General features: G+C 65.2%; 20 protein-coding genes. 6 read left to right on the top strand and 14 right to left on the bottom strand.

Translation table 11 applies throughout. The annotated features are described in order from the left end of the window. Positions 1–15 precede the first annotated feature (15 nt). On the bottom strand, positions 16–471 hold the full coding sequence (locus tag CEW88_RS10515; RefSeq protein ID WP_108966593.1) for a MarR family winged helix-turn-helix transcriptional regulator: 456 nt from the start codon (positions 469–471) through the stop codon (positions 16–18). Between the two features lie 70 nt (positions 472–541). On the opposite strand from CEW88_RS10515, the gene CEW88_RS10510 reads away from it, so the two are divergent. Then, positions 542–892 (top strand): DUF1428 domain-containing protein, encoded by a 351-nt coding sequence (locus CEW88_RS10510; protein WP_108966592.1) that lies wholly within the window; start codon positions 542–544, stop codon positions 890–892. Positions 893–911: 19 nt separating this feature from the next. Here the strand turns inward: CEW88_RS10510 and fnrL are convergent, their stop codons facing one another. Then, the gene (gene fnrL / locus CEW88_RS10505) at positions 912–1667 is read right to left on the bottom strand and encodes a transcriptional regulator FnrL (protein WP_108966590.1); all 756 of its coding nucleotides are present in this window, start codon (positions 1665–1667) and stop codon (positions 912–914) included. 64 nt (positions 1668–1731) lie between these two features. On the opposite strand from fnrL, the gene hemN reads away from it, so the two are divergent. Further along, on the top strand, positions 1732–3087 hold the full coding sequence (hemN, locus tag CEW88_RS10500) for an oxygen-independent coproporphyrinogen III oxidase (protein WP_108966589.1): 1356 nt from the start codon (positions 1732–1734) through the stop codon (positions 3085–3087). Positions 3088–3133: 46 nt separating this feature from the next. Here hemN and CEW88_RS10495 read toward each other — a convergent pair whose 3' ends face one another. The 5 genes from CEW88_RS10495 to CEW88_RS10475 form a co-directional block, all read right to left on the bottom strand. Further along, positions 3134–4729, bottom strand: a complete 1596-nt coding sequence (locus CEW88_RS10495; RefSeq protein WP_108966587.1) for an ABC transporter ATP-binding protein — start codon at positions 4727–4729, stop codon at positions 3134–3136. Continuing rightward, positions 4726–5931: an ABC transporter permease gene (locus tag CEW88_RS10490; RefSeq protein WP_108966585.1), complete on the bottom strand. Its 1206-nt coding sequence runs from the start codon at positions 5929–5931 to the stop codon at positions 4726–4728. Before CEW88_RS10490 ends, CEW88_RS10495 begins: the two co-directional genes overlap by 4 nt. 1 nt (position 5932) lies before the next feature. Further along, on the bottom strand, positions 5933–7045 hold the full coding sequence (locus tag CEW88_RS10485; RefSeq protein ID WP_108966583.1) for a microcin C ABC transporter permease YejB: 1113 nt from the start codon (positions 7043–7045) through the stop codon (positions 5933–5935). Position 7046: 1 nt separating this feature from the next. Beyond that, positions 7047–9038: an extracellular solute-binding protein gene (locus tag CEW88_RS10480; RefSeq protein ID WP_108966581.1), complete on the bottom strand. Its 1992-nt coding sequence runs from the start codon at positions 9036–9038 to the stop codon at positions 7047–7049. 319 nt (positions 9039–9357) lie between these two features. Beyond that, complete coding sequence (locus CEW88_RS10475; protein WP_108966579.1) at positions 9358–9867, bottom strand: c-type cytochrome; 510 nt, start codon at positions 9865–9867, stop codon at positions 9358–9360. Positions 9868–10011: 144 nt separating this feature from the next. Between CEW88_RS10475 and CEW88_RS10470 the strand changes: the two genes are divergently transcribed. Both CEW88_RS10470 and CEW88_RS10465 read left to right on the top strand, forming a co-directional pair. Beyond that, positions 10012–10845, top strand: a complete 834-nt coding sequence (locus CEW88_RS10470; protein WP_108966577.1) for a prephenate dehydratase — start codon at positions 10012–10014, stop codon at positions 10843–10845. Between the two features lie 21 nt (positions 10846–10866). Next, positions 10867–11373: a hypothetical protein gene (locus CEW88_RS10465; protein ID WP_235940391.1), complete on the top strand. Its 507-nt coding sequence runs from the start codon at positions 10867–10869 to the stop codon at positions 11371–11373. 76 nt (positions 11374–11449) lie between these two features. Here CEW88_RS10465 and CEW88_RS10460 read toward each other — a convergent pair whose 3' ends face one another. Genes CEW88_RS10460 through CEW88_RS10450 form a run of 3 tightly spaced genes read right to left on the bottom strand, consistent with a single transcriptional unit; the run spans position 11450 to position 14066 of the window. Then, on the bottom strand, positions 11450–12196 hold the full coding sequence (locus CEW88_RS10460; RefSeq protein ID WP_254694389.1) for a TadE/TadG family type IV pilus assembly protein: 747 nt from the start codon (positions 12194–12196) through the stop codon (positions 11450–11452). A gap of 11 nt (positions 12197–12207) precedes the next feature. After that, positions 12208–12744, bottom strand: a complete 537-nt coding sequence (locus tag CEW88_RS10455) for a TadE/TadG family type IV pilus assembly protein (protein WP_108966575.1) — start codon at positions 12742–12744, stop codon at positions 12208–12210. Next, the gene (locus CEW88_RS10450; protein WP_254694388.1) at positions 12741–14066 is read right to left on the bottom strand and encodes a pilus assembly protein TadG-related protein; all 1326 of its coding nucleotides are present in this window, start codon (positions 14064–14066) and stop codon (positions 12741–12743) included. Before CEW88_RS10450 ends, CEW88_RS10455 begins: the two co-directional genes overlap by 4 nt. 462 nt (positions 14067–14528) lie before the next feature. On the opposite strand from CEW88_RS10450, the gene CEW88_RS10445 reads away from it, so the two are divergent. Then, entirely contained in the window at positions 14529–15965 is a 1437-nt protein-coding gene (locus CEW88_RS10445) for a Glu/Leu/Phe/Val family dehydrogenase (protein WP_108966571.1), read from the top strand. Positions 15966–16031: 66 nt separating this feature from the next. Here CEW88_RS10445 and ribD read toward each other — a convergent pair whose 3' ends face one another. The 4 genes from ribD to CEW88_RS10425 all read right to left on the bottom strand — a co-directional run bounded on the left by ribD (position 16032) and on the right by CEW88_RS10425 (position 18557). Continuing rightward, on the bottom strand, positions 16032–17120 hold the full coding sequence (gene ribD / locus CEW88_RS10440) for a bifunctional diaminohydroxyphosphoribosylaminopyrimidine deaminase/5-amino-6-(5-phosphoribosylamino)uracil reductase RibD (protein ID WP_368074592.1): 1089 nt from the start codon (positions 17118–17120) through the stop codon (positions 16032–16034). A 31-nt stretch (positions 17121–17151) separates the two neighbouring features. Next, positions 17152–17619, bottom strand: coding sequence for a transcriptional regulator NrdR (nrdR, locus tag CEW88_RS10435; RefSeq protein WP_108966569.1), 468 nt, complete (start codon positions 17617–17619; stop codon positions 17152–17154). A gap of 176 nt (positions 17620–17795) precedes the next feature. After that, positions 17796–18215, bottom strand: a complete 420-nt coding sequence (locus CEW88_RS10430; protein ID WP_108966567.1) for a secondary thiamine-phosphate synthase enzyme YjbQ — start codon at positions 18213–18215, stop codon at positions 17796–17798. A gap of 90 nt (positions 18216–18305) precedes the next feature. Continuing rightward, entirely contained in the window at positions 18306–18557 is a 252-nt protein-coding gene (locus CEW88_RS10425; RefSeq protein WP_108966565.1) for a hypothetical protein, read from the bottom strand. 211 nt (positions 18558–18768) lie between these two features. On the opposite strand from CEW88_RS10425, the gene CEW88_RS10420 reads away from it, so the two are divergent. Continuing rightward, positions 18769–19443, top strand: a complete 675-nt coding sequence (locus CEW88_RS10420) for an SDR family oxidoreductase (RefSeq protein ID WP_108966563.1) — start codon at positions 18769–18771, stop codon at positions 19441–19443. Positions 19444–19523 lie beyond the last annotated feature (80 nt).

Below are 19523 nucleotides of genomic sequence, written 5' to 3'. Positions count from 1 at the left end.
CCCGCGGGGACGGGCTCAGATCTCGCCCAGTGCCATCAGCGCCGCCTTCAGCGTCTCGAGGTCCATATCCCCGAGCGCCGTGTCCACGGCATCGTGCTCGCGGCGCCAGATCGGCATCGCCGCGTGCAGCACCTCGTGTCCCCGCGGGGACAGGCGCAGCCGCTTGCCGCGCTTGTCCTCGGCATCGGCGGTGCTTTCGACCAGCCCGCGCCGCTCGAGCACCTTGAGCGCCGCGGTCAGCGTGGTGCGGTCCATGGCCAGGAAGGGCGCCAGATCCGAGATGCGCGGCGGCTCGGGGCGGTTCAGCGACATCAGGATCGAGAACTGCCCGTTGGTCAGCCCCACGGGTTTCAGCGCGACGTCGAAGCGTCGGCCAAGCGCGCGTGCCGCCCGCTGCGCGCGGAAGCACAGGCAGCGGTCGCGGACCTCGAGGGTGGTCTCATAGGGCAGGGATGGCGTTGTCTCGCTCATGTATTCTCATTCATGTTGATATCAACTTAATTATGCGCCTAGGATGCGGAAGAGCAACAGGAGATGTCTCATGACGCATGTTTGGGGGTTTCTGACGCCCGTGCCGCAGGAAAACAAGGCAGCCTATTTGGAGGCGGCCCGTAAATCCTGGGATTTATTCAAGGAATACGGGGCCTTGTCGCTACACGAATGCTGGGAGGCCGAAGTGCCCGAGGGCAAGCTGACCTCCTTTCCCATGGCGGTGAAGCGCGAGGAGGGAGAGGCCGTGGTGTTCAGCTGGATGATCTGGCCCGACAAGGAGACCGCCGACCGCTGCGGCGCCTCCTTCGAGACCGATGAACGCTGGAAGGCGACCATGGACATGCCCTTTGACGGCAAGCGGATGATCTACGGAAGCTTCGATCCGCTGTTCGAGGCCTGAGCCGGGCGCAGGCGGGCGGTCAGGCGAAAACGCCGCCGTCCGCGTCGTCGCCCGCCTCTTCGAGCAACCGGTCCATGTCGGGGATGGTGACGTGGCGCTTGCCCTCGAGCTCGATCACCCCGTCCTTGCGCAGGGCCGAGACCTGGCGGCTGACCGTCTCGAGCGTCAGCCCGAGGTAGTCCGCCATGGCCTCGCGGGTGAGCGGCAGGTCGAAGGTGATCCGCTCGCCGGGCGCGCTCACGTCGCGCATGTTGATCGAGGCATCGCGACGGGCAATGATCGACAGCAGCGAGGCGATCTTCTCGCGCGCGGTCTTGCGGCCGAGCACCAGCATCCATTCGCGCGCGGCATCGAGCTCGTCGAGGGTCATCTCGAGAAGGCGCTGCGCGATATGCGGGGTGCGCATCATCATCTCTTCGAAGGGGCTCTTACGGAAGCAGCACATCACCAGGTCGGTGGTTGCCACCACGTCGTAGGCGGCCGAGGCGCGGCCCGGACGGCCGACGAAATCCGACGGCAGGAGCAGGCCGACCATCTGGGTGCGCCCGTCTTCCATGGTCTGGGTGAGCGTCGCGATGCCCGAGACGACCGAGCCGACGAATTCCATCCGGTCGCCGGACCAGATCACCGTCTGCCCGGCTTCGAATTTGCGGTAATACTTGATTTCTTCGAGCCGCTCGAGCTCATCCGACTCGCAGCGGGCGCAGACCGCACGGTGGCGGATCGGGCACTCGTTGCAGTCATGCGAAACCGCGATGCTCTTTTCGTTCAGCATTCCATGTCCAAATCTTGATCTGCGTCAAAGTCGTGCCGCGAAAAATTTTCGTAAGCCTACGCTCATGATTACGCGAGCACAACTCTCCCGCCTTGGCCTCTTCGACGCGAAGGTTCCCCGGTACACCAGCTACCCGACGGCCCCGCATTTCTCGGGCGACGTCACCCCGGGCGATTTCGCAAACTGGATCAGGGCCGTGCCCGAAAATGGCACGGTCTCACTCTACCTGCACGTGCCTTTCTGTCGCAGGCTGTGCTGGTTCTGCGCCTGCCGAACGCAGGGCACCGCGACCCTCGCGCCAGTGGAAAGCTATGTCGAGACGCTGAAGGCCGAGCTTGACCTGCTGAAGCGGCATCTGCCCCGGGGTGTCAAACTGTCGCGGCTGCACTGGGGCGGGGGCACGCCGACGCTGCTGACGCCCGAGCTGATGCGGGCACTGATCGACAAGGTCGCCGAAGTTGCCGATTTCGCCGAAGGGGCCGAGTTCTCGGTCGAGATCGACCCCAACGAGATCGACGGCGAGCGGCTCGACGTGCTGGCCGCCGGGGGGATGAACCGTGTCTCGATCGGGGTGCAGGACTTCGATCCCGAGATCCAGAAGACCATCGGCCGCGAGCAGAGCTACGAGGTGACCCGCCGCGCGATCGAGATGGTCCGCGAGCGCGGCATCGGCAGCCTCAACGCCGACATCCTCTACGGGCTGCCGCATCAGACAAAGGCGCGGATCACCGAGTCGGTGCAGAAGCTGCTGTCACTCGGGCCCGACCGCGTGGCGCTCTACGGGTACGCACATGTGCCTTGGATGGCCAAGCGCCAGCAGATGATCCCCTCGGACGCGCTGCCCACGCCGAACGAACGGTTCGACCTTTTCGAGACCGCGCGCCAGCTTTTTGCCTGGGATGGCTACGCCGAGATCGGCATCGACCATTTTGCCGTGCCCGATGACGGGTTGGCCATCGCGCAGAAGACCGGCAAGTTGCGGCGCAACTTCCAGGGCTACACCGACGACACGTCCGAGGTGCTGATCGGGGTGGGGGCCTCATCGATCTCGCGCTTTCCGCAGGGCTTCGCGCAGAATGCTCCGGCGACCTCGGCGCATGTGGCGGCGATCCGAGAGGGGCGTTTCTCGACAGCGCGCGGGCATACTTTCCGGGGCGAGGACAAGCTGCGCTCGCGGATGATCGAAATGCTGATGTGCGATTTCCGCATCCGCTCCGAGGAGCTGATCCGGGACTACGGCGCGAGCGAGGCGATGCTCGCGGGCCTGTACCGCGATGCCAATGCCCGCTTCGACGGGCTGCTGGAGATCACCGAGGACGGGCTCTTCGTCCCGGTGGAGGCACGGCCGCTGACCCGCATGGTGGCGCGCAGCTTCGATGTCTACGAGTTGTCGAAGGCCGGGCACAGCTCGGCGATCTGAGCAAAGGCGCATGGGCGGGTCGCTGGCCCGCCCGGCGCGCGCCGCCTTATCCCGCCAGCTCGAAGGCCGCGGCGAAGAGTGTCTGCGTGTAGTCGGTCTTGGGCGCGGCAAAGATCTCTTCCGCGTCGCCCATCTCCACCACGTCGCCCTGCTTCATCACGATGACCTTGTGGCTCATCGCGCGCACCACCTTGAGGTCGTGGCTGATGAAGAGGTAGGCGAGGTCGTACTTGCGCTGCAGCGCGCGCAGCAGCTCGACGATCTGCACCTGCACCGTCATGTCGAGCGCCGAGGTCGGCTCGTCCAACACCACCAGCTTGGGCCGCAGCACCATGGCGCGGGCGATGGCGATGCGCTGGCGTTGACCCCCCGAGAATTCATGCGGGTAGCGGTGCATCGTGGCCGGGTCGAGACCCACCTCGGTCATGATCGCTGCCACCACCTCTTTCGCGGGGCGCCCGTCGGGGGAGCCATGCACGCCAAGACCCTCGGCGATGATCTGCTCGCAGGTCATCCGCGGGCTGAGCGAGCCGAAGGGGTCCTGGAAGACGATCTGCATCTCGGAGCGCAGCTTGCGCAGCTGCCGGGTCGACAGGTCGCGCACGTCGCGCCCGTCGAAGGTGATGCCTCCCTGTGACTGGATCAGCCGCATGATCGCCAGAGCCAACGTGGTCTTGCCCGATCCGGATTCGCCGACAATGCCCACGGTCTCGCCCGCGCGCACCGAAAAGGACGCGTCGTTGACCGCCTTCACGTAGCCGACGGTCTTCTTCAGGAACCCTTTCTGAATGGGAAACCATATCTTCAGATTGTCGGCGCGGGCGATCTCTTTCGCATCCGGCTCAACCGGATCAGGTGTCCCGGTGCTCTCGGCCGAGATCAGCTTCAGCGTGTAGGGATGCTTCGGGTTGGCGAAAAGCTCGGCGGTGGGGCCATGCTCGACGATCTCGCCGTTCTTCATCACGCAGACCCGGTCGGCGATCTTGCGCACGATGTTGAGGTCGTGGGTGATGAACAGCAGGCTCATGCTCTCGGCCTGCTTGAGATCGGCCAGAAGCTCGAGGATCTGCGCCTGGATGGTCACGTCGAGCGCGGTGGTGGGCTCATCCGCGATCAGCAGGTCCGGCCCGTTGGCCAGCGCCATGGCGATCATCACCCGCTGCCGTTGCCCGCCCGAAAGCTGGTGAGGATAAGCCGACAGACGGCTTTCGGGGTCGCGGATGCCGACCTTGTTCAGCAGATCGAGGATGCGCGCGCGGGCCTTGTCACCGGTCAGCCCCTGATGCAGCGCGAGGCTCTCGCCGAGCTGCTTTTCCAGCGTGTGCAGCGGGTTGAGCGAGGTCATCGGCTCCTGGAAGATGAAGCTGATGTCGTTGCCGCGCACCTTGCGCAGGCGCTGCAGGTCGGCGCCGATCATCTCCTGATCGTTGTAGCGGACCGAGCCTTCGACATGTGCGGCATCGCCCAGCAGCGAGACGGTCGAGAGCGCGGTCACCGACTTGCCCGAGCCCGACTCGCCGACCAGCGCCACGGTCTCGCCGCGCGGGATGTCGAAGCTGACGCCCTTGACCGCAAGGCTGCGCGTGCCGTCCTGCGTGAAGCTGACCTTCAGGTCGCGGACCTCGAGGATATTGGCGCTCATGAGAAGGTCTTTCTGGGGTCAAACGCGTCGCGTACGCCTTCGAAGATGAAGACCAGCAGCGACAGCATCAGGGCAAAGACGGTGAAGGCGGTGAAGGCCAGCCACGGCGCCTGCAGGTTCTGCTTGGCCTGCAATGTCAGCTCGCCCAGCGAGGGCGCCGAGGAGGGCAGGCCGAAGCCGAGGAAGTCGAGGCCGGCGAGAGTGCTGATCGTGCCGGTCACAATGAAGGGCAGCATGGTCAGCGTCGCGACCATGGCGTTGGGCAGCATGTGGCGGAACATGATGGTCCAGTTGCTGACGCCGAGCGCCTTGGCGGCGCGCACGTACTCGAGGTTGCGCGCGCGCAGGAACTCTGCCCGCACCACGCCGACGAGTGCCGTCCAGCCGAAGAGCACCGTCAGGAAAACCAGCAGCCAGAAACTTCGGCCCAGAATGGCGAAGAGGATGATGATCACGTAAAGCGACGGGGTCGCGGACCATATCTCGATCAGCCGCTGGAAGATGAGGTCGAGCCAACCGCCGAAGAAGCCCTGCAATGCCCCGGCGACGACGCCGATGATCGACGAGACGATCGTGACCACCAGCGTGAAGAGGATCGACAGGCGGAAGCCGTAGATCACCCGCGCCAGCACGTCGCGCTTGGTGTCGTCGGTGCCGAGCAGGTTCTGCCCATTCGGCGGCAGGGGCGCCGCGCCGGGACGGTCGACCGGGGTGTTGAACGTGTAGGGAATGGGCGGCCAGATGCTCCATCCCTTGACGAAATCGCCCTCGGGGGTGCCGCCCGCCTCCACCGTCTCGATCAGCCCTTCGGGGTCGTCGAAACATGCCTCGATGCCGCCGGTGCGGATGAGGCACTTTACCTCGGGATCGCGGTAGGCGGCTTCGGTCCGGAAGTCGCCGCCAAAGGCGGTTTCGGGGTAGAAGTTGAAGATCGGCATGCGCAGCTCGCCGCGGTAGCTGACGAGGATCGGCTTGTCGTTGGCGATGAACTCGGCGAACAGTGACAGGCCGAAGAGCACCATGAAGATCCACAGCGACCAGAAGGCGCGGCGGTTGCGCTTGAAGTTGCGCCAGCGGCGCTGGTTCAGCGGCGACAGCGCGAAGCGACCGGGTTTCGGCTGCGGGACGACGGGAATGCCGGGCTCGGGCTGCGGGCGGAGCGGCGCGGAGTCGTCGAAGCGGGGATCAGGCTCGTAGCTCATCTCAGCCCTCCCGCTTCTCGAAGTCGATGCGCGGATCGACCAGAACGTACATCATGTCCGAGATGATCCCGACGACAAGGCCGATGAGGCCGAAGATGAAAAGCGTGCCGAAGATCACCGGGTAGTCGCGCGCCACCGCCGCCTCGAAACCGAGCCGCCCGAGACCGTCGAGCGAGAAGATGGTCTCGATGATCAGCGAGCCCGAGAAGAAGACCCCGATGAACACCGCCGGGAAGCCGGCGATGACGATCAGCATGGCATTGCGGAAGACGTGTCCATAGAGGACCTTGCTCTCGCTCAGGCCCTTGGCGCGGGCGGTCATCACGTAGTGCTTCTTGATCTCGTCGAGGAAGGAGTTCTTGGTCAGCAGCGTCAGCGTGGCAAAGGCCGAGATCGTCGAGGCGATCACCGGCAGCGCGATGTGCCAGAAGTAATCGGCGATCTTCATCGGCCAACTCAGCGCCTCCCAGTTGTCCGAGGTGAGGCCACGCAGCGGGAAGATCTGCCAGAACGAGCCACCGGCGAAGAGCACCAGCAGCAGTATGGCGAAGAGAAAGCCCGGGATGGCATAGGCGACGATGATCACGCCCGACGTCCATGTGTCGAAGCTGCTGCCGTCCTTGACGGCCTTGCGAATGCCGAGCGGGATCGAGACGATATAGGCGATGATCGTCGACCAGAGCCCGAGCGAGATCGACACCGGCATCTTTTCCAGCACCAGGTCGATCACCGAGATCGAGCGGAAGTAGCTCTCGCCGAAGTCGAGCCGCATGTAGTTCCACATCATCCCGAAGAAACGCTCGAGGGGGGGCTTGTCGAAGCCGAACTCCTTCTCGAGGCTCTCGATGAATTCCGGCGGCAACCCGCGGGCGCCGACGTATTTCTCGTTGCCGCCGCCGCCCATGCCCGCGCCGACAGTGTCCATTCCGGCACCGGGCGCAGCGCCGCCACCGCCGGAGAAGCCTCCGAAGACGTCTCCCTGGCCCTCGATCTGGGCGATGATCTGTTCGATGGGACCGCCGGGCACGAACTGCACCAGCGCGAAGTTGATGATCATGATCCCCAGGAGCGTGGGGATGATGAGCAGCAGTCTGCGGAGAATGTAGGCTCCCATATTATTTCAGCACGCCGGCCTCTTTGAGGGCCTTCTCCTTGTCGGGGTTCACCCACCAAAGGCTGAGGTAGCCAAGATCGTAGGGCGGGATGGTCTCGGGGTGTTCGTACATGTCGTAATAGGCGACCCAGTAGTCTGCGATATAGCCGTCGGGGACGATGAAGAACTCGTAGCGCAGCGCGCGGTCGAGCGCCATCAGCGCGACGTCGGTTTCCGCCTGGCTGGTGGCCTCGAAACTGGCGGCGATGATCGCGTCGACGAGCGGGCTGGCGAGCCCGGCGGGGTTGAAGAGCGAGAATTCGGCTTCGCGCGAGCCGTACATCTGGCTGAGCCCGCCCCCCGTGGACAGGAAGGCGCCATAGCGGCTCGAGTAGATCATGTCGTAGTCGCGCTCGCGCTGCCGCAGCGTGAACTGCGAGGGATCGACCTTTTCGTAGCTGGCATCGATCCCGATGGCGCGCAGGTTCTGCACGTAGGTTTCGTGCATCGACTCGATGCTCGCTTCGATGTTGCTGGGAATGATCATGTGCAGCTTGAGTGTCTCGCCGGCGTCATTGCGCGCCAGCCCGTCGTCGCCCACGCTCCAGCCCGCCTCCTGCAGCAGCCCGCCTGCCTGGCGCCGTGTGCCGCGGCTGATCAGATCCTCGGGATTGCTCTCGTGCATGGTCCAGACGTCGGTGGTGTAGATCCCTTCGGTAACCACGTCGCCCAGCGATTTGAGGAAGTCCAGCTCTGCCCCCTCGGGCAGGCCCTTGGCCTCGATCGGGGTGCCCTCGACGAAGGAGCTGCGCGGGCTGTAAAGCCCGTAGCGCAGGCTCTCGTTGCTCCACTCGAAGTTGAAGGCCAGGGCGATTGCCTCGCGCACGCGCTTGTCCTTGAGCTGCGGCTTGGCGAGGTTGAAGACGAAGCCGGTGGGGTTGGGCGGGCTGCCGTCGGTGATCTCTTCCTTTTTCACCGTGCCCTGCTGGATGCGCGGGAAGTCGTAGGAGGTGGCCCAGAGCTTGGGGTCGCTCTCGACCCGGAAGGTGTACTCGCCCGCTTTGAACGCCTCGAAGGACGCCGTCTGGTCAGAGAAATACTCGACCCGGATGGTGCCGTAGTTGTGCCGTCCCTTGTTGAAGGGGATGTCGCGGCCCCAATAGTCGTCGCGCAGCTTGTAGACGATGCGGCGGTTCACCTCGTAGCTGTCGAGCTTGTAGGGGCCAGAGCCGACCGCCACCTCCATGCGCGGCTCGTCGAGGCGGCGCTTCTCGGGGTCTTCCTCGAACCAGGCCTTTTTGAACACCGGCGTGGCGCCCACGGTCTCGATGCGCGAGCGCTTGGTGAGCTCGGTGTTGAAGGTGAACTTCACGGTGCGTTCGTCGAGCGCTTCTGCGCCGGTCACCATCTCGCCCACGGCGGCGGCATAGGAGGGAAGGCCTTGCGTGACAAAAAGCTTGTGCGAATAGACGACGTCCTCGGCGGTGACCGGCGTGCCGTCCCAGAAGGTCGCCTCGGGGCGGATGTGGAAGATCACCCAGGATTTGTCCTCGGGGTATTCGAGGCTCTCGGCGAGCACGCCGTAATATTGGCCAACGGAATCCTCGGTGCTCTCGATCAGGCTATCGTATTGCAGGGTGGTCAGCGCCCCGGCGCGGCCCTTGCGCGAATAGGGGTTCATGCTGTCGAAGGTGCCGGAGGCGCCGAGCACGATCTCGCCCCCCTTTGGCGCGTCGGGGTTGGCAAAATCGAAATGGTCGTAGTCGGCAGGGTAGTCGAGCTCGCCGAAATAGGAATAGCCGTGCGCGGTGATGATCTTTTGATCCGTCGCCTCGGCGGTGTCGGTGGCAGGTTCGGTGACGGCGGGGCTGGCGGCAGGGCTGGAGTCCTGGGCCCAGCCGGCCTGGGCGGCGAGGGCGATCCCCAGCGCGGTCAGCGCGCCGAGAAGAGGGCGAAAGGCAATCGGATCGAGGCTGCGAGTGGCGGCCGCGGCAGGGCGCGTCGTCCGGATCATGTGGTCTCCCCTCTGGTTGTCGGCTTGAGCTCTGCCGTTTGATGTAAGCTAAGGGCCGGTCGCGACGACATTCAAGCCGAACTTGCTGGAGTTTGCGTGAGCGCCCGCGATTTCGGCGCGAGGGCGCCTGCGCGCGCGGGCGATCCCGCTCGCGTCGCGTCGCGTCGCGGCTCGGCTTGGGCGTTCCATTTTTCAGGGAAGAGGCGCGCAGCGGCCGTTGGTGGAGCGCCAATCCGTCCGCAGCACACAGAAAAAGGCCACGGCGCGGGGCCGTGGCCTTTGCAAACATGCTGCCGGAGCGATCCGGCGGATCCGCGGATCAGCCGCCCAGCGAGTCCAGGTAGGCGATCAGGTTCACGCGGTCCTCGGGCTTTTTCAGGCCGGCGAAGGACATCGCGGTTCCGGGCGCCACACCCTTGGGGTTCTCGAGGAAGTGGAAGAGGTTCTCGGGGGTCCAGACATCGCCGACCTGCTCGAGCGCGCCGGAGTAGGAGAAGCCGTCCACGGCGTCGATGTCGCGCCCGACGACACCGTCGAGATGCGGGCCGGTGGCGTTGGTGCCGTCAATCTTGTGGCAGGCACGGCACTTGCCGAAGACCTTCTCGCCCTGGCCGGCATCGGCCGAGGCCATGAGCGTGGCGAAGTCGACCGTCTCTTCCTCGGCGCCGCCGCCGGCATCGGCGACCTCGATCACGTAGGAGGCCGTTTCCTCGCCATGGCTGCCGCCGACGTGGTAGAGGCTTTCGCCGACCCAGCTTCCCAGAAGGTAGATCAGAAAGGCGCCGCAGACGCCGCCCACCACTTTCGTCAAGGTCATGGTATCAAACATATGTCGCGTGTCCTCCCCAGGTCGGGCGTCGAAAGATAACCGTCGATCAGTGGTCTACGGCTTCCCTTGGCGTCTGGCAAGGTATACTAGCCGCGACCAAATGCCCACAAGCTGCAAGTGTTTCCAAAACGACGCGAGACTGAAATGACCAACCGCATTGCCTTCCAGGGAGAGCTTGGCGCCTATTCGCACCAAGCCTGCCGAGACGCCCGTCCCGACATGGAGGCACTGCCGTGCCGCACCTTCGAGGACACGATCGAGGCGGTGAAGAGCGGTGAGGCGGATCTGGCCATGCTGCCGGTCGAGAACTCTACCTACGGGCGGGTCGCGGACATCCACTCGCTGCTGCCGCACTCGGGGCTGCACATCGTTGACGAGGCCTTCGTGCGGGTGCACATCAACCTGCTGGCGCTGCCGGGGGTGCCGCTCGAGAAGATCGAAAAGGCGATGACCCATACCGTGCTGCTGGGCCAGTGCCGGAAGTTCCTGTCCGAGCATGGCATCGCGCGGCTGACCGGCGCCGACACGGCGGGCTCGGCGCGGCAGGTGGCCGAGATGGGCAAGCCCGAGATCGCGGCGCTAGCCTCGGAACTGGCGGGAGAAATCTACGGCCTCGACGTGCTGGCGCGGCACATCGAGGACCAGGGCAACAACACCACCCGCTTCCTCGTCATGTCGCCCGAGGCGAATCACGAGCGCCGCGGCGATCACGGCATGATGACCACCTTCGTGTTCCAGGTGCGCAACATTCCCGCCGCGCTCTACAAGGCGATGGGCGGTTTCGCCACCAATGGCGTCAACATGACCAAGCTGGAAAGCTACATGGTCGGCGGCTCGTTCACCGCGACGCAGTTCTATGCCGACATCGAGGGCCATCCCGAGGACCCGGCGGTCAAGCGGGCGCTGGAGGAACTCGACTACTTCACCGAATACCTTGAAATCCTTGGGGTCTATCCGCGCGATCCGCGCCGCGACTGATCCGGGGCAGGGGGAGGACCCATGCAAGACAAGATGGACGACAAGATCCTGGCGCGCGCCTCGGCCACCGGGCCGCGGCGGGTGATCGGCGTCGGCACTATGGGCGGGCTCGGCCTGCTGCTGCTCTGGCTGGCGGTGATGCAGCCGCCGGCGAACCCGCTCTGGCTGGTGTTCCTGATCGTGCTCGGCGTGGCGGCGCTCTGGGTCGCGCAGATGATGTGGCGCGTGACCTCGCGCGAGCTGCTGCTCACCGACGACGCGCTGAGCGACAGCTCGGGCGCGGTGATCGCGCGCATCGCCGACGTGGTGAAGGTGGACCGCGGCGCCTTTGCGCTCAAACCCTCGAACGGCTTTGCCCTGACGCTGAAGGCACCGGGCAAGCGCGCGTGGTATCCGGGGCTTTGGTGGCGCACCGGTCGGCGGGTTGCCGTGGGCGGGGTGACCGCCGCGCGCGACACCAAGCCGATGGCCGACATCATCTCGGTGCTGGTGATGCGCCGCGAGGGCGAACTGCCGCCGGAGATGTGATCCAGGGGCACCGCGAAAAGCAGAAAGGCCGCAGCGATGCTGCGGCCTTTTGCGTAGGGTGATGGGTGTGGGGGGATCAGCTGTCCCAGCCAGCCTCGTTGTTGTAGCTGCCGTCGGTGTTGTCGCAGTCGGTGGCGTTCTCGGCGTTGTTGTTGCACAGCGAGTTGCCCGAGGCGTCCTGATCGCCGTTGCCCCAGCCGTTGTTGCCGCTCTTGTTGTTGTAGAGAAGTTGCGGCGCATAGCGCGGCTGGGTGAAGCTGTAGGCCTTGATCGGGAAGGCGGAGAGACCGACGCGGAACAGCGGGTAGTAGTCGTCCCAGGTCTCCACCAGGATCACCTGCGCGGCATCGGCCAGGATCGGCAGCCGGTTGCGCATCCCGCTGAGGTCGCCGTTGGTCAGCGGCGCTGGATCGCCGCGCACGACGGACCATTCGACCGAGTAGTTGTCCTTTTTCTCCGAATAGCTGACCACGGTGATCCGAAGGTCGGCCTTATAGAGGTCGCCCTCGGCGAAGCCGGCGTTTTCGCGGTCCTCTCCGTAGACCGCGTTGCCGGTTCGGGTGAACAGTTTCAGCAGCTTGTAGGCGTTGTCGATATAGGTGTCGTCGATCTCGTCGGTTTCGCGCGAGAGCGCATCCCCGATGACGTAGTTGGCCTTCTGGTTCACCGAGGTCTCGCGAAAGACGTCGAAATACACCCAGCAGGCTGAGAAGATCACCACCAGGATGGGCAGGGTGATCATCGCTTCCATCGTCACGTTGCCCTCGGTGTCGCGGGCAAAGCGGGTCAGGCGCGAAGCGAGGGATCTCTTCAGGGTCATCATGTCCTCACTCCTCACAGCGGTTCGTGGACGAAGGCCGAGGTGGCCACCAACGCGGTGTAGCCCTCGTCGTCCTTGTGCATCGACGAGGCCAGCGCTCCGCCGGGCGAGATCGGGCGGTATTTGAAGCAGGCGCGCAGCAGCATGGTCTCATGCTGACCGCCGTGGACGAAGCTGCGCATCGGCGTGACCGTCAGGTTGGTGTCAACGCAATCCGGTGAGGCCGCGGGCGCCACCCAGTTGCGCATGTCGAGGCCGACCATTTCGAGCTGCAAGGTCTCGACGCAGCTTCCGAGGATGGGCGCGCGGTCGCAGATCATTTCCTTGAGCGAGTCGGCCGTGTAGAGCGTGCCGGTCCCGAGCTTGACCTCGCGCACCGTCTCGTCGAGCGCGCGGTCCAGGGCGGTCTGGCGCATGGTGGCAAAGCCCGATTCGACGCTGGCAATGAGCAGGCCGACGAAGACCGGCGTCCAAAGCGCGAAGGGGATGACTGCCGAGCCGTTCTCGTCACGGCCGAAACGCCGCAGGGCGGATTTCAAGGAGCCGATCATTGGGTCAACCTCAGCTGGTTGAGGGTGTGTGCGATGGTCGAGAAGGCTTCGCTGATCTCCGTCCCCTCGACGCGGAAGAAGTGCGAGGGCGAGGAGGCGCAGCTTTCCATCACGTCCGCGCCGTGGTCTGCGACCTCGAAGCCGATGGACCAGATGATGATGCCCTTGTCCTTGGCGGCGGTGCAAATGTTGTCCAGCAGCGTGTCGCCCGTCCTGGCGTCATACTTCTGGTAATAGAAGTTGCCGCGCTGCCATTCGTAGACGTTGCGGTTCAGCCAGTACCAGAGGTTGGTCTTGCTCCACTGCACGTACTCGGATTCCGAGTTGTAATATGCATCGCGGATGCGGAACGACTTGTCGTGCTGCCCGTCGGTCATCAGGACAACCGTCTTCAGCACGTCCTCGTCGCCGTAATCCACCGGACGACCCTCGAAGACCGAGTCCACCTCGCCATCGGCAATCAGCCCGCTGGCGATATTGCGGCTCGAGGGATCGAGCAGCGCCGCGCCCCATTTCATCCCGAGGAAGATCGAGGTGCCGGCGCGCGGCGTCAGCTTTCCGATCTGCCGCTTGAGCGCCGTCGCATCCTGGCTGAACGGGGTGATCCGCTCGTAGTCGTAGCGCGGGCAGACCGTGTCGGTCAGCGTGTTCCTGCCGTCGTAGTTCCACTGGAAATGCTGCATCTGGTCATAGCGGATCGAGGTGTCGAGCTCGGTCGAGCCGAAGACCGAATTGGGCATCTCGAGGCAATGCGAGAAACCGTGCTTCCAGTTCACCGGCAGGTAGCTCAGGATCTCGGGGCCAGCGTTGACCTGCTCGGAATAGGGCACCAGCGAGATCGACACCAGATCGTCGCTTCCATCCGACAGAAGAGTGTCGACGAAGTCGCTCGCGGCGGCCTTGAGGTTTTCCATCTTGTTGTTGTTGACCATCGAGCCGGAAATATCGACGACCAGCGAAACTTCGACCTTGTTGAACCGTTCCGTGGCCTGGGCGTGCCCCGAGGCCGTGGTCGTGTCGATGCCCAGCAGGCCGATGAAGTTCGACGGCGCCTCGACGAAGCCGTCGGCGGTGACGATCCGGTAGTTGAGGCCCTCGTCCACATCGGAGGAGACCAGCGCATCGCCAAGGCCCATCTTTGCCATGTAGTCGGCAACGACGTCCTCGGGGTCGAGAATTTGATCGAGGTCCGCGGCGGCCAGCACCGCGCGGTCCAGCGTGTTCTGTACCTTGGTGCGATTGAGCTCGGTGAACACCATGTCCACACCAATTCCGCCAAACGCCATCATCACTAACGAGGACACAAGCGCGAAGTAGGACATGCTGCCCTCTTCGTCACGGAGAAAGGCATCGCTGCCGCGCATCCGCGCCATCAGCGAAACCCTGCTCCGGGCGCGAAGTACGCGCCAGCAAGCAGTCTGCTTTTCCATGATATAAGATACCCTTTTCTCGACCATTGCTAACGCAAGGCCTTCAAGACTCACCACACTACGAGGGGAACTATCGGAACGCTTGATGGCTAAAATGCGGCTCATTTCACGGCGAAATTGGGACCTACGGCTCGCGGTCAGGGACAATACCGGGGGCTTTCGAGGGGCAGGTTCCGGAGTCAGAACAATACGTTGCCCATCGGTTAGCAAACGGTTTCGCCGCGACAGGTTTTCGGTCAGTAATGGAGTGCCGCCGTCTCTTGCTCCTCCGGACTGTCCGGCACCGCGGCAGCAGACGGCACTCCGCGCTTCGGCGCGGACCGGCAAGCGTGCGTTTGGCCAGGAGGAGATCCAATGAACGTCTTACCATCCAACGAGCCGACATTCCGCCAGAGCGTCGATCTGATGTTCAACCGCGCCGTGGCGCTGATGGACCTGCCGCCGGGACTGGAAGAGAAGATCCGTGTCTGCAACGCGACCTACACCGTGCGCTTCGGGGTGCGCCTGCGCGGCAAGATCGAGACCTTCACCGGTTACCGCTCGGTGCACTCGGAGCACATGGAGCCGGTCAAGGGGGGCATCCGCTACGCTGCGGCGGTGAACCAGGACGAGGTCGAGGCGCTGGCCGCGCTGATGACCTACAAATGCGCCCTGGTCGAGGCGCCTTTCGGCGGGTCCAAGGGCGGTCTGCGGATCGACCCCACGCAATACGAGGAGCACGAGCTCGAACTGATCACCCGGCGCTTCGCTTACGAGCTGTGCAAGCGCGACCTGATCCATCCCAGCCAGAACGTGCCCGCGCCCGACATGGGCACCGGCGAGCGCGAGATGGCCTGGATCGCCGATCAATACGCACGGATGAACACCACCGACATCAACGCGCGCGCCTGCGTGACCGGCAAGCCGCTCAACGCCGGCGGCATTTCCGGACGGGTCGAGGCGACGGGGCGCGGCGTGCAATACGCCCTGCGCGAGTTCTTCCGCCACCCCGAGGACGTGGCCAAGGCCGCGCTTTCGGGCGGACTCGCGGGAAAGCGGGTGATCGTGCAGGGTCTTGGCAACGTGGGCTATCACGCCGCGCGTTTCCTGTCCGAAGAGGATGGGGCGATCATCACCGGGATCATCGAGCGTGACGGCGCGCTCTACGATCCCAAGGGGCTCGATGTCGAAGCGGTGAAGGATTGGATGACCCGCCACGGCGGGTTGGTTGATTACCCCGACGCCATCCACACCCGCGATGGCGGCGCGGTGCTGACCGAGGACTGCGACATTCTCATTCCTGCCGCGCTCGAGGGGGTGATCAACCTCACCAATGTCCACAGGGTGCAGGCTAACCTGATCATCGAGGCCGCAAACGGGCCGATCACCGCGGGCGCCGACGACATCCTGCGCAGCCGTGGCACGGTCGTCATCCCCGATCTGTTCGCGAACGCCGGGGGCGTCACCGTGTCGTACTTCGAGTGGGTGAAGAACCTGAGCCACATCCGCTTCGGGCGGATGCAGCGGCGCCAGGAAGAGTCGCGGCACCAGTTGGTGGTGGACGAGCTCGAACGGCTCGACATCGCCATGGGTGACGCCTGGACCCTCGATCCGGCGTTCAAGGCGCGTTACCTGCGCGGCGCGGACGAGCTGGAGCTGGTGCGGTCTGGGCTCGATGACACGATGCGCACCGCCTACCAGTCGATGCGCGAGATCTGGCACGGGCGCGACGACGTCACCGACCTGCGCACCGCCGGGTTCATCGTCGCGATCGACCGGGTGGCCAAGAGCTACAAGGCCAAGGGCCTTTGATCTGTCGGGGGAGGGGCGTGGCGCTGCCGCGCCCCTTGCCATGCCTGGGCCGCACCCGGGCCGCGCCTAGCGCAGCCAGCGGTGCATCACGTCGTTGCCGAGCGCGCGGGTCTCCACCAGCCGGAAGCGCGGCGCCTCGCTCAGGGTGTCGACCCCCATGGCGCCGACGCCGGGCCGCCCCTCGGCGCCGAGCGCAAGGCCGGCGGTGAAGCCGACCAGCTCGTCGACGAGATCGGCGGCGAGCAAGGAGGCGGCGAGCTGACCGCCGCCCTCGCAGAACACCCGCGTCAACCCCTGCGCGCCAAGTGCCGAGAGCAGCGCCCCGGGATCGAGGCGCCCCGCGGTGACGCGGCTCTGGATCAGGGTCGCGCCGCAGCTCTTCCAGGCCCGGCGGGTCTCGGCGGCGGCGTCGGAGCCATGCACGATCCACACCGGCACCTCGCGCGCGGTCGAGGCGAGCCGGCTCATCAGCGGCACGTCGATCAGCCGCGAGGCGATCACCCGTATCGGCTGGTGCACCTCGCCCCAGCCGCGCACGGTGAGCTCGGGATCATCCGCGCGCGCGGTGCCCGCGCCGACCATCACCGCGTCATGCGCCGCCCGCAGCCCGTGCACGGTGCGGCGCGCCTCGGGGCCGGTGATCCATTGGCTCTCGCCGGTGGCGGTGGCGATGCGCCCGTCGAAGCTGCTCGCCAGCTTCAGCGTCACCCAGGGGCGGCCCTCCTCGGTCTTGAGGAAAAAACCCGCGTGGTCGTGCGTCGCCTCTTCGGCAAGCACGCCGGTGGCCACCTCGATGCCCGCCTTGCGCAGCATCTCGAAGCCCTGGCCCGAGACGCGCGGATCGCTGTCGGCGATGGGGGCCACCACCCGCGCGACGCCCGCCTTGATCAGCGCGGTGGCGCAGGGCGGGGTCTTGCCGGTGTGGGCGCAGGGCTCGAGCGTGACATAGGCGGTGGCGCCGCGGGCGCGCGGGCCGGCATCGGCCAGCGCCACGGCCTCGGCATGCGGGCGACCGCCGGGCCGGGTCCAGCCGCGGCCGACAATCCGGCCGTCCTTGACCAGCACGCAGCCGACGGCGGGGTTCGGCCAGCACTTGCCCATGCCCCGGCGCCCGAGGCGCAGGGCGTGGGCCATGTGGCGGGCATCGTCGGTCACGCGGACATGCTCCCTTTTTGCCGGCGCAGGCTCACTTCTCGGTGTGGGTGCCCGGGCGCAGCTCGCTCACGAACTTGTCGAAATCGTCGGCCGCCTGGAAGTTTTTGTAAACGCTCGCAAAGCGCACGTAGGCCACCGTGTCGATCCGGGCGAGCGTCTCCATGACGATCTCGCCGATCTGCTTCGACTGGATATCGGTCTCGCCGAGGCTTTCAAGACGCCGCACGATCCCCGAGATCATCTGGTCCACGCGCTCCGGGTCGATCGGGCGTTTCTGCAGCGCGATGCGGATCGAGCGCTCGAGCTTGTCACGGTCGAAATCCTCGCGCCTGCCGCTGGTCTTGATCACCACGAGGTCGCGCAGCTGGACCCGCTCGTAGGTGGTGAACCGGCCGCCGCAGGCGGGGCAGAAACGCCGGCGACGGATCGAGACATGGTCCTCTGCCGGGCGTGAATCCTTGACCTGGGTGTCGATATTTCCACAAAACGGGCAGCGCATGCCTTCCCCCAATCACTTCGTTCCAACGTGGGCATGAGGTTATCCCTCATTTATCCACAGCCACTATAGGGGAGCGCCCAGAAATTGGGTAGAGGTCAAATCACCCCGCAAGATGAAGGGCGTTGAAAACCTGCGGGACGGGTATAAAGCGCTATGAAAACGGCCTTGCCCGCCCTTCACGCGCAGAGATGGGCCAAAATCTCGCGCCGGTGCGGCGCGCTGCGGTGTTCGAAAAGATAGATGCCCTGCCAGGTGCCGAGTGACAGCTTTCCACCGGTGACAGGAATGGACAGCGAGACCGGCAGCAGCGCGGCCTTGATGTGGGCGGGCATATCGTCCGGGCCTTCGTAGGTGTGCGTGAGATAGCGCATGGAAGGATCGCTGCTGGGTGGCACCAGCCTGTGGAAGAACTCGGTGAGATCGCTGCGCACCTCCGGATCCGCATTCTCCTGAATGAGCAGCGAGGCCGAAGTGTGGCGGATGAACAGCGTGAGAAGACCGTCGCCTTTGCCGGTCCCGCCGACCCATCGGCTGACGTCACGGGTGACCTCGTAGAGGCCGGGGCCTCGGGTCTCAACGGTGAAGAGCGTCTGCATTGGCGTGGGCGCCTCGCTTTCGGATCGGGAGCCCAAGGCGTAGCAAGCGGGGCGCGGGAGTGCCAGCGCCCCACGCTGCAGACCGTGGCCTCAGACCGTGGTGGCCACGCAGCGCACCTGCGGCAGGTCCTCGGACGACTGGAAAAGCAGGGGCGAGCCATCGTCCGTCACGGCGGGCATGGAGCCGATCTGTTGCAGCGTCTCGCGGCACTGTGCCAACTCGTGCGGCGCGACCTCGATTTCGATGACCGTTGCGGCGCCAGGGTTCAGCACCTCGGTCGCGGCATAGGCGGCGACGGCGGTGCAGGTGGCGGCGGCAGTGAGCAGTGCAAGGCGTTTCATCAAGAGTCTCCGTTACTGGTCAGCAGGTACGGTCGGCAAGAAAACGCCGGTGCGTCGAAAATCGTTCCATTTCCGCCGCGTGAGGTCCGATCGGTTTGCATCGAGGCGCAGCCGCATGGGCGGCGGCACGTCGCGCCCTACCTTTGAGTGGAGCCGCGCCGGGAAGCCGGCGCTTCGAGTTTCACGGCAATTTCCTTCGGGAGGATTAAGCATGAATCGCAAGACCCTCTTCATCACCGGTGCCTCCTCGGGCATCGGCGCACAGACCGCCCGCGCCGCGGTCGAACACGGCTGGAACGTCGGGCTCTTCGCCCGCTCCGAGGACAAGATCGCCGAGCTGGAAAAGGAGCTTGGTGCGCACGCGCTGGCGCTGCCGGGGGATGCGACCTCGCTGCAAGAGCAGGAGGCGGCGATGGCGAAGCTGGCCGGGCACTTCGGCGATGTGAACGCCGCCTTTGCCAATGCCGGTACGGGCCTTTCGCAATCGGGCACCCGCAAGGGCGATCCCGAGGAATGGGAGGCGCTCGTGCGGCTCAACATCCTGGGGGTGCTCTGGACCGCCAAGGCGGCCTCTGCCTATTTCGTGAAGAACCGCGGTCATCTTCTAATGACTGGCTCGGCGGCGGGGCGGACGACGATCAAGGGCTCGCTCTACGGCGCCTCGAAGTGGTTCGTGCACGGCTACGGCGACAACCTCGCCGAAGAATTCCGCGAATGGGGTGCTCGGGTCACGGTAATCGCGCCGGGCATGGTGGATACGCCCTTTTTCGACGAGGCCAAGCCGGACAAGCTCAAACCCGAAGACATCGCGCGCTCGGTGATCTTCGCGCTCGAGGCCGATCCGCGCGCGAATGTGCGCGAGGTCTTCGTCATGCCGGTGAACTGAAGCGGGTCACCGTGCCGCCTGCGGAACGGGCGGCGCGGCAACGCGTGCTGCCGCGAGGTCACGCAAGGCTTTACAAGCGC

Source organism: Alloyangia pacifica (assembly GCF_003111685.1).
In the GTDB taxonomy this organism is placed as follows: domain Bacteria; phylum Pseudomonadota; class Alphaproteobacteria; order Rhodobacterales; family Rhodobacteraceae; genus Salipiger; species Salipiger pacificus_A.
This window is presented reverse-complemented; position numbering and strand designations above follow the sequence as displayed.